Raw genomic sequence first — 13,323 nt, 5'->3', positions numbered from 1 at the left:
TAGTGAAACACTAAGTTATCAGTTCTCAAATAGAACTTAGAGTTGATGGAAATCCTAAATTGGAATAAAGATTACGATTTCAATAATTGCAAATGTTTCCTCTTTAATTTTTCCATCTGCTTACAATTCAAATTTTTTATTTAATATTATAATTAAGACCTGGGGTATGAATATAAGAATATAAAAATTTCAAGATATTTATTCAACTTAGCTCAAACTAAGTAAAAAAAATTTGTGTCTTTAGATTTATAAATATGTACCCATACCTCTCTTACATTTAAGTATAATCTTATGAGATAAAAAATCAAGTTTTTATAAGTATTTTTTATATTTTTTTGTATTAATGTTACGTTTTTGTCACAATTACCTAAAAGTGTAAACTTGACTTTCCTTTTGCCGTTATTTTAATTATTTTGCTATTTGAGGCATTTTAATTTTTTTATTTTCGTTTTGCCTTTACAATATTTTTTTCTTCTCTCCTCTGATTCTATTATACACCATTTTGTTGGTTTAAAATTTTTATTTAAATCATTTTTGAAATTTTATTTTTTTTTTTTTTGATATTTATGCTCTCTTTTTAATTTTAAATTTAAAGGATTTAGTTTTAAGCTTCTATTCAGATATTAAACTATTCTTTAAGTGTTATGGGATACGATACATTTTTTTCTACTCTTTACTTATGGAAAATCTTGTTTTATCATGGTCTTATTGGAGGTGAAATATGTCTAATTTAAAAAAGTATTATAGTTTGGTAAAAAAGTTTAAGTATCAAATGGTTTTTGGTTTTGTTGTTGGTATTTTGACTTTGTTTACAACTCTATTACTTCCTAAAATTGTTGGTACTTTGACTGGCTTTGTGGAGTCTGGGACGTTGACTCTACCGATTGTAAAAAAGTATTCTATTATTATTTTATGTGTGGGAGCTTTTAACTACATAGCTAATGGACTGTGGAATTATATTTTCTTTAGAAATTACTACTATGTTGACAATGAGATAAGACTAAAAATCTTTTTTAAGGCACTTAGTCAAAGCCCTGTGTTTTTTAAGAAAAATCCAATTTCTGACATTATAAACAAGGCTACTTCTGACTCTGCGAATATTGCTGATGTGGTTGGGTATGGAATGATGACTTTGATGGATGGAATTTTATTTCCCTGTCTTATCTTCTATTATATGTTTAATATTTCTGTACCTTTAACTATCGTTCCTATTATTACTTTGCCTATTATGGTTTACTTGGTAACTTTGGTGAGCAAGAACTATGATAGAAGGTATCTTTCTCTAAAGAAGTCAATGGACTCTTTGCATGACTCTGCTCTTGAAACCTACACTGGTATAAAGGTGATTAAAACTTTTAATCTTTCTTCTATTATGGGCAGGGGCTTTATGAAGAAGGTTGATAAAAATTTAGACGAAGAGCTTAGGTTGCAAAAACTAAACACTTTATATATGCCCATTGTGGAAATTATTTCTGGAGTTGGGGCAGTTGTTTCTTTTGTACTTGGTGCAAGGCTTATTAAGGAAGGAAAGATTAGCTATGGAGAGCTTGTAACTTTTTCCATGTATCTAATGTACCTTTCTTGGCCTGCCTTTGCTATAAGCGACTGTATCGTAATTTCCAAGGCGGGAAAGAATAGTTTGAAGAGGGTTGAAAATTTAATTGACTACGGTGAAGGTAAGAAAAAAAGTGACTTTGATGTGATTACATCTATTGATTCTATGGACTTTAGTAATGTTTCCTTTAGCTACCCTATGAATGATAGTTTTGGTCTTTCTAATATCAATCTTCATCTTGAAAAGGGAAAGAGATATGGAATTGTTGGTAAGACTGGGAGTGGTAAGACTTCTATTTTACGTATGGTCATTCGGGAATATCCTGATTTTTCTGGTGAAATCAAAATCAATGGCGTTGATGTAAAGGAAGTAAACTTTGATGTTCTTCGGAAAAAAATTGGTTATGTGCCTCAGGAACACTTTTTGTTTAGTAAGTCCATTGGGGAGAATATTAAATTCTTTCGTGATGTAAATGAAGAGGCTGTGATCAATGCCATAAGGCTTTCGGACTTTGAAAAGGATTTGAAGGATCTTCCTGAGGGTCTTGAAACTTTAAGTGGTGAGCTTGGTGTTAGTCTATCTGGTGGTCAAAAACAGAGGGTATCTCTTTCGAGGGCTTTGTTAACTGATGTGGATTTGTTGGTTCTTGATGATGTGCTTTCTGCGGTGGACAACAGTACTGAAAGAAATATTTTAAACAATCTGAATAGTGTTCTTGGTGACAAGATTGTTGTAATGTCCAGCCACAAAATCAGTGCAATTAAAGATTTTGATGAGATATTGGTGGTGGACAATGGCAAAATTGTCGAACGGGGCGATTTTAATAGCCTTGTGAAAAATAGAAAGTGGTTTTATGAGCAAGCTCTAAGTCAGGGGGTGTTGTATGGAGAGTACTAATGAAAAAATGTTCCGTAAGGGGACTGGACGACTAATGTTGTCAACTCTAAAAAATGTAAAGGTCGATTTATTTTTTGGAATTGTACTGTCATTAATTGCAACTTTTTTAGGGCTACTATCCCCTATTATACTAAAGAAGCTAATTGATGTGGAAATTTCTTCTAAGGTTGGCATTGTAAACAAGAAATCTTTTATAATTACTTCCTCTTTATATATGGGGTCAATTCTATTTACAAATGTTTTTAACTATGTAAAGGTGTTGCAGTTAAAGAGAACTTCCAACAAGGCTGCCCACAGTCTTAGGGAAAGACTTTACTTTCACACTTTGAAACTGCCCCTTTCCTTTTATGATAAAACTCCTGTTGGAACTATATCTTCAAGGGTGGTAAGTGACATTGACCAGGTTAAGGAAATATTTTTCTATGGATTTGCTACTGCTTTTTCTTCAATCTGCTTTATAATCGGTTCTATTATATACGTTATGAGAAAGGACTTTTATGCGGGGCTTATTCTCTGTGTGCCAGTTCCAATTATGATTGTGCTCATTATAGTCTATAATAAATATTCTGCAAGACTTCACATTGCATATCGAAAGGACAGGTCGAAGATTACCGCGGATTTAAATGAAAATTTGAATGGAGTTTCAATTCTTAGAGCCTTTGGTGTAACTGAGGAAGCCTATGATGAGTTTAAAGATAGCAATGATAAACTATACAAAACTGGACTTAAAATTGAAGTGTTTGACTCTTTGTTTTCATGGAATCTGTCGGACTTTTTAAGGATGCTTTCCACTGTTGTTATTGTATATGTGGTTGGAAAGGGGATTTTGGAAAAAAGCCCTGTTATGACGGTTGGGTTTATGTTACTTTTAATCCAATATAATAATAAGATTTATGAAAATATCACAAATACTTTAAGACGTATGAACATTCTTGAAAAGGCACTGGGTTCGGCGCATCATATTACAGAGGTGTTGGACGAAGAATATGAATATGAAGGCGAGGAGAGTTTAGAAAATGTGTGTGGAGATGTGGAATTTAGAGATGTAAGTTTTTCCTATGTTGATGGAAATCCTGTACTTCATAATATCAGTTTCCACGCACCAAGGGGAACTAAAACTGCCATTGTTGGGGACACTGGATCTGGAAAGAGTTCAATTATAAACTTGATTTTTAGATTTTATAATGTGGACAGTGGAGAGATTTTGATTGATGGACGAGATATAAATAATTATAGTTCAAGGGAACTTAGAAAACATATGTCACTGGTGCTACAAGATCCATTTATATTTAAAGGAACTCTACGGGACAATATCGCACTTGGATATGACCACAGTGATGAGGAAATTATAAATGCACTGAAGACCTCAGGGGGAAGCTATATGTATTCAAAGCTACATGACGGACTGGACAGCAACCTGAATGGCGAAGGCGTAGGACTATCCCTTGGGGAAAAACAGATTGTGACCTTTGCAAGATCTGTGTTGATGGACCCAAAGATATTGGTGTTAGACGAAGCAACTGCATCAATTGACTCAGAGACGGAGAAATATATCCAGATGGGATTAGAAAACTTGATGAAGGGAAGAACGTCATTTATAATCGCCCATAGACTGTCGACAATAAAGAACTGTGACCAGATTATCGTGCTGGAAAAGGGACGAATTGTAGAAGCGGGAACACACGACGAGTTGATGAAAAAACATGGTAAGTACTATGAATTGAAGGGGGAAAGTTTTTCGTAAAAACTTTTATTAAAAGGATAAATAAGGGGGAAAAGGAACCTTTTCGTACGGTTCCTATCCCCCTTTTACCCCCTTTACCTCCCAACGACTCGGGGTTTCCCCGAGACCCCTCTGGGAAAGAGGAAGAAAATCTTTTGGATTTTCTTTTTGTGCCTAACGGCACCACTATTGGAGGTTCTACAATACATGAATGTCATTGTGAGTGGAAATTTTTACGCAGTAAAAATTGTAGTCGAAGAATTCTTGACCTAACAGAAGACGAAGTCTTCGTTGTAGGTCAAATGTCGATCTCGTTTCACTTTCCGACAGGAAAGTGTCAGAAGGCGACCTATTTTTTATTCTTTATCCCACACTCCCCATTTTTTACGTTCTTCTTGTAGTAATTCTCTATTTGTCTTTTCATCTTCTTCTTTTAACATTTTTATAAGGTCTTTTTTTCTTTCTGGTATCTTTGTGGTTAATGGCAATATCTTAGTTTTATGTGTTCCATTATAGACTGTGTGAATTTTTAAATTTTCTAAAAGTAATATTTCTTCTTCTATTTGTTCTTTTAGTGAAATTCTTTTAAATTCTCCACTTTTTACATATTTAACTAATTCTGCTCCTGAAAAAATCACTAAGTTTACTACAACTATCTCAAATGGATTTGTCTTATTCAAAAACTTTGCAGTATTTAAGATATGTTCTTTCGAATGGCTTTTTCCTCCAAGTCCAAGCATTATATAGCATGAATAGGATATTCCTACTTCTTCTAATAGTTTTAGTGCTTTAAGCTGTTCTTCTGAGGTAACGCCTTTGTGATGAAATTTTAAAACTTCGTCATCTCCTGATTCTATTCCTATGCAAAGTCTGTCAAGTCCTAAACTTTTTAAATTTTTAAGATCTTCTTTGCTTTTCCTCAGTATATCTTCCGAGCGGGCAAAGCAGGATACATATTTCATCTCTGGAAAATTCTTTTTTATCTCTATTAGAACTTCTGCGAGAAAATCGGTTTTTAAACAAAGTGGGTTTCCTTCAAGAAGTGTAAATTTTTTTGGAGTAAATCTCTTCCCTTCGTAAAATCTCGCTCTTTTTTGTATATATTTTTTTATATCTTCTAAATCAAATACTCTAAATTTTTTCCCCATATTAAGGTCACAATAAATACATTGTCCATATGAACATCCATCTGTAACTGGAATCATTTCGTTATGCATTTCGGGCATTGGTGTATACATATATTTGTCATAAAAATTTTTTATCATTTGAATTTCCTTTCTATTTATTATTTTAATGTACTTAATGATTGGTGTCCAGAGAACAAAAGGATGAAAGTTTTAAAAAACTTTCAATAAAAAATATATTCAAAAGTTTCATTGTTTGTTTTATAGGGTCACACCCTACTACCTTGTTTTTTCTAATAATAATCAAGGGGGAAAAGGAACCTTTTCGTACGGTTCCTATCCCCCTTTTACCCCCTTTACCTCCCAACGACTCGGGGTTTCCCCGAGACCCCTGTGTGAAAGAGGAAGAAAATCTTTTGGATTTTCTTTTTGTGCCTAACGGCACCACTGTTGGAGGTTCTACACTACATGGATGTCATTCTGAGCGAAAATTTTTGCAAGGCAGAATTTGTAGTCGAAGGATCTCGTTTTTTCCTTCGTCACAAATCAAATTGCTGTACTTTTTGTATGAAAGTTCATGATAAAGTTTTATAGTTTATTTTGTAGGTTTTACTCTACTACCTGGTTTTTTCTATTTTATATTTTTATTTTATTCTTAGGGGCAGGATGAAGGGGATTTCGATTTCCCCTCATATCCTGCCCCTAAAACCCCATCCTTTTACATCCTTAAAACGATTGGGGATACCCCAAACCCAGTAAAAGAAGTAGAAAATCTTTTGATTTTCTTAGTGTGCCTTACGGCACCTAATGTATTACCCACATCTTATTCTTAGGAATGTTATCCCCCCGTACTGTCATACTGAGCGAGCAAGGCGAGTCGAAGTATCTCATTTGCTTTTCAGTGAAAGGCAAATGCAAAAGTATCTTAATATGTTATGTAGTGTTTCACCCTACTACCTGGTTATTTCTAATCATTATCAAGGGGGAAAAGGAACCGTTTCGTACGGTTCCTATCCCCCTTTACCTCCCAACGACTTGGGGTAAACCCCAAGACCCCTTTGGGAAAGTAGTAGAAAATCTTTTGGATTTTCTACTTTTTTTATTGTGTTTTGTTAGGTTTTACTTTACTGCATGTATATTTCTATTTTTTTCTTCGTTTTAGCGAGATCCTTCGAGTCGCTCACGCCACCTAAGGATGTCAGCAACAAAATGTTTTCGTTGTAATATGGCAATTCTATCTCCATCTTGTCACATAAAAAACACCCAAGGGGGTTCCCAATGGGTGTCTATTTTTATTCTTTTTCAAATTCGTAATTATAGTGTAGTGGCTTTCCTGATTTAATTTGTCTATCATAATCTCGCAAAATCTCTCTGGCTTCTTTTGCTAAAAAGAATATTGCTATAACATTTGGAAGTGCCATTAGTCCCATTGCTGTGTCTGCAAGGTCCCATACGAATCCTTCTTGTAAAGTCGTTCCGTAAAGTAAAAATGCAAGTACAACGAATTTAAACATTCCAACTATCTTTTTGTTTTTATTTACTAATAGTTTTACGTTTGATTCTGCAAAGAAGTACCATCCAACTATTGTTGTAAGTGAGAAGAAGGACAATGATACTGACAGGAAGATTTCTCCGAATGAACCAAATCCGTTTGCAAACCCTGTTTGTGTCATAAGTGTCGCTGTCTTTTCCATTGTTGCTGCTGGTATTGTTGGGTCATAGCTTCCTGATGTAAGTGAAACTAAAACTGTACACATACAGATTAGGAAAGTTGAAATGAACACTCCTATCATGGCTATGAAACCTTGTTCTGCTGGGTGGTCTGCTCCTGCAACTGCATGTGAATGTGGTGTTGAACCCATTCCTGCTTCGTTTGAAAATAGTCCTCTTGCAACTCCAAATCGAATTGCTTCTTGTATACCGATTCCAAGGATACCACCGTTTATTGCTTTAGGGTTAAATGCTCCTTCGAAAACCATTTTTATTGCTGGTATTATGTTACTTCTGTAAAAGATTATTATTAAAATTGCACCAAATACATATGCAAATGCCATTACTGGTACTATTTTTTCTGTAAATCCTGCAATTCTTTCCATTCCTCCTGTAAGAACTGCGGCAACTACTGCAAGTAGTCCTACTGAAACCCAAACTTTTGGTAGGTTAAATGATGTACTTACGGATACGGCAACTGAGTTTGATTGTACCATTATACCTACAACTCCCAGTGCCACTACGCAGAAGAATGCAAATATATATGAAAGTGTTTTATTTTTTAATCCATTTTTAATGTAGTATGCAGGGCCCCCTACAAGTTCTCCATTATTTAATTCTCTATATTTTTGTGCAAGGACTGCTTCGGCAAATATTGTAGACATTCCGAAGAATGCTGAAATCATCATCCAAAATGCAGCTCCTGGACCTCCTGATGCAACTGCTGTTGCAACACCAATTATATTTCCTGTTCCTACTTGTGCAGCAATTGCTGTAGCAAGTGATTGGAATGGTGTCATTCTACCTTCTGGTACTTCTACTTTATTTATTATATCTTTAATCATTCTCTTTAGAGCTGGAAATACTCTTTTGAACTGTGGAAATTTAAGTAGTATTGTCATATAAATACCAAGTCCTACAAGTCCGAATAAAAGTATATAGTCCCAAAGGGCTATGTTTAAATACTTAATTATTTTTTCTATTAACTCCATTTAGTTCTTAATCTCCTCCTTAGGTTTAATATATCTTTCTGAAATCCTCCAAATTATCCAAATTATTGCAGATCTTACGAAAGCAGCTAAGAATATTGTGGAAAAGTTTTCTGTAACAAGCCCAAAGTTTGATACTGAATATCTGATTAATGATTCTGTTGCATTTGCACCAAAGTCACAAATCATAAGTAATAGAATAATTGGATTGTGTTGCTTTGGATCTTCTTTTCTAACAAGAATGAAAAATAATAATCCATATGCAATATAAAAGAATATTTCAAGTGAGTATGACAAAATCATTTTTCCATCAAGACCTGTAACAAATGATGCCTCTATAAGTCTCATAATAAATACACCAAGTCCTGTTGCACAAGAAAGTGAAATTGGATTGATGTCTTCAAATAGTAAAATACCAACTACAAAAACTATAATACCCATGGAAACTCTCAGGTCTGTATCGCCTATGGAAAGGTTAAGAAGTGAAAGTAAACTTGCCATAAGCACTATTTGCGATTGCTTTTTCATTTTTTCTTCCTTTCATGATTTAATAGTAAGAAAGAGATATATTAATATATCTCTTTCTTACCTTATTACCTTAACTTGTAATTAATTTATTGTCAACCTTTTATTTAAAAGTCTGGTTCTAACAATCCGTAATTGCCATCTTTTCTCTTGTATACAACTTTTACAAGGTCAGTTTCTGAATCTAAAAATACAAAGAAGTCGTGGCTTATAAGTTCCATTTGAAGAATTGCCTCTTCTGCATCCATTGGTTTTAATCCAAATTTCTTAACTTTTACAATTTTTTTTGCTTCTTGAGCCTTTTCTTCATGTGATTCTATATTTTCAAATCTAATTGTCTTTCCGCTATTATATCTCTTTTGTAATTTAGTTTTATATTTTCTAATTTGTGATTCAAGGGAGTCTACAACTCTATCTAAAGAATTTCTAATGTCATCGGAAACTTGTTCCGCTCTTAAAACTGTACCAGGTATGAGTATGGTCACCTCTGCTTTCTCTGAGTTTCCCTCTTGACTGTAAGTAATTTTAGCTTCAATGTCTTCTGCGAAATACTTTTCAAGTTTGCTCAATTTCTTTTCAGACATCTCTTTTAAGTTGTCGCCAACTTTATAATTTTTTCCTAAATGAGTAAATTTCATACAAATACCTCCTCTAATAGTATAAGAACTATTTCTTATATTTTATTTATACCCAACAGAAAAAAATATAACCCTATATTTATTCAATAAACTTGAAAATTTTCTTTGGATTGTTTGATTGTGGATAATGTGGATATCTTTGTGGAAAACTGTTGGATTTCACTCTTTTTATGTTTATAAGTCTATGGAAAACTTTTTTAAAGCACAAATTTATGGAAATATTATACAACTTGTATAAAAACATCATAACTTAGGTAGCAATGTACAGTAAGAAAAGTAAATTCTTCTGAATTTTTTCTTAAGCTATGTTATGATATATAAGAACTTTTAATCTTAATAATATAGGTGATTCAATGGAGAAAAAGAAAAATTTTAAATTGATTTTTACAAAAGATTTTTTTACGGAGTTGTTAACAAGAATAAAAGTTAATGACATCATGGTTATGTCTTATCAAGTAAGTTATAATCTGTTACTTGCCGTAATCCCTTCTTTTGTTATCATAATAAATATTATAATTTCATTTATGTCAGAAAATTTGGCATATATCAATGACTTAGTAACCAAACTTCCACCTCAAGTTCAACCTTTTCTGAACTCAATACTGGACTTTATAATAACTCAAAGGTCAACTGGTATATTGTCTGTGGGTGTTTTGGCAGCCTTCTACACGGCTTCAAGAGGTATAAAGGCAATGAGAAAGGCATTTGATAAGTCCTTTAACAAAGATATCTACGACAAGTCATTTATAAAAGATCAAGCTCTATCTGTATTTTTTACACTTCTTTTAACACTTGTTATAGTAGCGCTAATCTTTGCCATGACATCGGGACCGGAACTTCTTAAAAAAATACTGGATGTATTAAATATCCCTAAGAATATAATAAATGGTCACTTTATAAACTTACTTAGAATTATTATTCCTCTTGGAGTAATGATTTTGGTGTTTACAGTGGTATATGTAATTGGCGCATCAGAATCAATAAAAAAATTAATTCCATTTAAACCAGCTTTTTTAGGCGGACTATTGGCAACGGCACTTTGCTCCCTTGTAAGCATTGGTTATGGAATTTACGTTTCAAAATTTTCAAATATGCAGTCTATCTATGGCCCACTTGTTGGAATAATGATATTTTTAATTTGGATAAACTATATTGTCCTTAGCATATTAATTTCTGGTGAATTTATAGCAACAATACTTTGTAAAGTATATGGATATGGCGAAAATGAAAAAGAAAAACTTGAAGAAAAAAAGGAAGATAGAAAGATTTCATCATTTGTATCAAAACAAAAAGACTATCATGAAGATAAAATAAAATAGTGTAAAATTAAGAAAAGCCAAGGAGTGTATCCGAGGCTTTTTATTATTTACTATTCTAATACATTTTGATATCCTTCAAGTTTAGAAGTACAATGAGGACATCTTGTTGCACCAATTGGTATTTCTGTCTCACAGTGTGGACAAGTCTTAGTTGTTGGAGCAGCTTCAGGTTCTTTTTTCTTAAATTTATTCATGGCTCTCACAATTAAGAAAAGAATAAATGCAATAATTATAAAGTTTATAATTGCTTGTATAACTGCTCCATATGGTATTTCTACTCCAGCTATAGTTGCAACTAATTCATCGAACTTAACACCTGCTGTTGCTGCAGATACTATATTCATCAATATAGTTACAATAGATTCAACAATTTTACCAAAAGCACCAGCTATAATTACCCCAATAGCCATATCCATAACATTGCCTCTCATGGCAAATTCCTTAAATTCTTTTAACATATTATCCCTCCTTACTAACTAAGTTTACCCATAAAAAATATTTTAAAACATAATAAATAAAACTCCCTTTATTTTAATTTAAAGAGAGTTTTTACTTTAGTCAGCACTAATAGACAGATTTTCACTGAGAATAATATCTTGAATAGTTTTAAAGTTACCTTCCTTTTTAAGTTCAAGAAAAGTCTCTTTATATACAGAAGTCACATCTTCACTATCTCTATCTAAGATTTTTACACTATCTTCTTTAGATAGTTTGTCTAAAGCGATTTTAAGTATTTTGTTGTCATCTTCTTCCTTAGAAAGAAAAGTATATAGAGCTAATTCTCTTTTTACATTCTCCACTTCCATGTTTTTGTAAACAAGACTTCCTCCTAAAATTAAATTTAAAATTAGAGAAAGGCACAAAATAAAATTCTTTTTATTCTTAATCATGAATTAGGATTCCCTGGATCTAAATTTTCTTCAGAAGAAGGATCATATCCTATAGAGATATCTTTTTCAATCATAAACTCAGTTATACCATCATAATCCTTCTTTTCATAAAGAGATAATAATTCATCCCTATACTGGTCAGTTACATCCTTATTAGTCTTGTTTTCAGTTATACTTGCACTCTTATTTTCTTTGAGAGCTTCCATTGCATCATCTGTGCCACTGTGGTCCTGAGGCTGTGCCTTATCTACATTTGCGACAAGCTGTTCAATAGACATCTTCGCAACAGTCTTTTCCAAATTTATAAACTTATATGCGAAAAATCCATTAAAGCCTAAGGATAATATCAAAAGCAACATTAAAACCTTTTCCTTATTTTTCATAATAACCCTCCTTTGTATGGTTAATATTATTATACCCTGAAAAAAAGAAACAAACCGTTTAAGAAATAGAGAGATGTTTCCTTATAACAAAATAGAAAAACGAGGTATCCTTCTATCACTTTCATAATGGAAAGATAGGTCGCCTTCTGACACTTTCTTTCAGAAAGTGAAACGAGATCGACATTTGACCTACAACGAAGACTTCGTCTTCTGTTAGGTCAAGAATTCTTCGACTTCAAAATTTCTTTGAATTTTTTTCGCTCAGAATTACACTATAGAGGAAAAATCATTACATTAATATAAAAAAGAAGAAACTCCAACAGGATTTTCTTCTGCTCCTATTAGGGCTTGGGGTATCCCCAATCGTTTTAAGGGTGTAAAAGGATGGGGTTTTAGGGGCAGGATATGAGGGGAAATCGAAATCCCCTTCATCCTGCCCCTAAGAATAAAATAAAAATATAAAATAGAAATAACCAGGTAGTAGGGTGAAACCCTACATAATAAATTAAAAAACTTTATCATGAACTTTCATACAAAAAACACAGCGAGTTGATTCATGACGAAGGAAAAAACGAGATCCTTCAACTCCAAATTTGCTACGCAAATTTTTCGTTCAGGATGACAATATCACCTTTCCTGTCATCCTGAGGGAGCGTGAGCGACTCAAAGGATCTCAAATTATAACTTAAAATGTCATGAAAGCTATGCACTTATATAGCAATACCCAACAAAACACAATAAAAAAGTAGAAAATCCAAAAGATTTTCTACCTCTTTTACTGGGGTTTGGGGTATCCCCAAGCGTTTTAAGGGTGTAAAAGGTTCGGGTTTCAGGGTAAGGATATGAGGGGAAATCGCAATCCCCTTCATCCTTACCCTGAGATTGGGAATAATAATATTGTAGAATATTATTTCTCAAAGTTTATTAAACTTTGAAAACAACAAGGGAGAAAATAAAAAGAAGAGGGATTATATCTCTCTTCTATCTTCAATCGCTCTATATATGGACATTTCATCAAAGTAATCCAGGCTCACTCCTATTGGTATACCCTGGGCAATCTTTGTAACTTTTACGCCATATGGTTTTAGTATTTCTGAAATAAGTCCTGATGTAAATTCGCCATCTGTTGTTGAGGACAGGGAAAGTATAACTTCTTTTATTTCTCCCGTCTTTACTCTTTCAATCAGGGAATCTATGTTTAAATTTTCCGGACCAATTTCATTTCTCGGCGACAACAGTCCTCCTATTACATGGTACAGTCCTCTATACTCCCTGGCTTTTTCAAGGGAGATTATATTGGAGCTATCTTCCACAACTATTATCGTCGTTTTATCTCTGCTGTCGTCGCTACAAATGTCACAAATTTCTCCATCTGTAATATTTCCACAAACCCTACAGGGCTTTATATTCTCTTTTACATTTACTAATGTTTTTGCAAGGTCAAAGACTTCATCTTGGTCCATTTCAACAATTTTAAAGGCAAGTCTTCTTGCTGATTTTCTACCTATTGTTGGAAGGGATGACAGTTTTAGTATCAACTCTTCCATATCTTTTGGATATAGTGCCATTT

The 13,323-nt window shown here is 33.2% G+C and carries 11 protein-coding genes; 3 read left to right on the top strand and 8 right to left on the bottom strand.

Annotated elements, in window-relative coordinates:
• Window positions 1-721 precede the first annotated feature (721 nt).
• Both BN2746_RS04950 and BN2746_RS04945 read left to right on the top strand, forming a co-directional pair.
• On the top strand, window positions 722-2,452 hold the full coding sequence (locus tag BN2746_RS04950; protein WP_055078729.1) for an ABC transporter ATP-binding protein: 1,731 nt from the start codon (window positions 722-724) through the stop codon (window positions 2,450-2,452).
• Window positions 2,439-4,196: an ABC transporter ATP-binding protein gene (locus BN2746_RS04945; protein WP_055078728.1), complete on the top strand. Its 1,758-nt coding sequence runs from the start codon at window positions 2,439-2,441 to the stop codon at window positions 4,194-4,196. The genes BN2746_RS04950 and BN2746_RS04945 overlap by 14 nt, the downstream gene beginning before the upstream one ends.
• A 335-nt stretch (window positions 4,197-4,531) precedes the next feature.
• On the opposite strand, the gene BN2746_RS04940 is transcribed toward BN2746_RS04945, so the two are convergent.
• From BN2746_RS04940 to hpf, 4 genes are all read right to left on the bottom strand, one after another.
• On the bottom strand, window positions 4,532-5,440 hold the full coding sequence (locus tag BN2746_RS04940; protein WP_055078727.1) for a radical SAM protein: 909 nt from the start codon (window positions 5,438-5,440) through the stop codon (window positions 4,532-4,534).
• Between the two features lie 1,151 nt (window positions 5,441-6,591).
• Window positions 6,592-8,001: an alanine/glycine:cation symporter family protein gene (locus tag BN2746_RS04935; RefSeq protein ID WP_055078726.1), complete on the bottom strand. Its 1,410-nt coding sequence runs from the start codon at window positions 7,999-8,001 to the stop codon at window positions 6,592-6,594.
• Entirely contained in the window at window positions 8,002-8,526 is a 525-nt protein-coding gene (locus tag BN2746_RS04930) for a hypothetical protein (RefSeq protein ID WP_055078725.1), read from the bottom strand.
• A 104-nt stretch (window positions 8,527-8,630) separates the two neighbouring features.
• Entirely contained in the window at window positions 8,631-9,161 is a 531-nt protein-coding gene (gene hpf / locus BN2746_RS04925) for a ribosome hibernation-promoting factor, HPF/YfiA family (protein WP_055078724.1), read from the bottom strand.
• A 353-nt stretch (window positions 9,162-9,514) separates the two neighbouring features.
• Here hpf and BN2746_RS04920 point away from each other — a divergent pair, with 353 nt between their 5' ends.
• Window positions 9,515-10,480, top strand: a complete 966-nt coding sequence (locus BN2746_RS04920; RefSeq protein WP_055078723.1) for a YihY/virulence factor BrkB family protein — start codon at window positions 9,515-9,517, stop codon at window positions 10,478-10,480.
• 50 nt (window positions 10,481-10,530) lie between these two features.
• Here BN2746_RS04920 and mscL read toward each other — a convergent pair whose 3' ends face one another.
• The 4 genes from mscL to recR form a co-directional block, all read right to left on the bottom strand.
• On the bottom strand, window positions 10,531-10,938 hold the full coding sequence (gene mscL, locus BN2746_RS04915; protein WP_055078722.1) for a large conductance mechanosensitive channel protein MscL: 408 nt from the start codon (window positions 10,936-10,938) through the stop codon (window positions 10,531-10,533).
• A 96-nt stretch (window positions 10,939-11,034) separates the two neighbouring features.
• Entirely contained in the window at window positions 11,035-11,370 is a 336-nt protein-coding gene (locus BN2746_RS04910) for a hypothetical protein (RefSeq protein WP_055078721.1), read from the bottom strand.
• Window positions 11,367-11,753 carry a hypothetical protein gene (locus BN2746_RS04905; protein ID WP_055078720.1) on the bottom strand — a complete coding sequence of 129 codons (387 nt, stop codon included), beginning with the start codon at window positions 11,751-11,753 and terminating at the stop codon, window positions 11,367-11,369. Before BN2746_RS04905 ends, BN2746_RS04910 begins: the two co-directional genes overlap by 4 nt.
• Window positions 11,754-12,721: 968 nt before the next feature.
• Window positions 12,722-13,321: a recombination mediator RecR gene (gene recR, locus BN2746_RS04900; protein ID WP_055078719.1), complete on the bottom strand. Its 600-nt coding sequence runs from the start codon at window positions 13,319-13,321 to the stop codon at window positions 12,722-12,724.
• Window positions 13,322-13,323: the final 2 nt, after the last annotated feature.

Origin of the sequence: Lagierella massiliensis, assembly GCF_001407835.1 — a bacterium.
GTDB classification, from domain to species: domain Bacteria; phylum Bacillota; class Clostridia; order Tissierellales; family Peptoniphilaceae; genus Mediannikoviicoccus; species Mediannikoviicoccus massiliensis.
The sequence above is the reverse complement of the archived record's forward strand: the minus strand, read 5'-3'. Positions and strand labels throughout refer to the sequence as shown.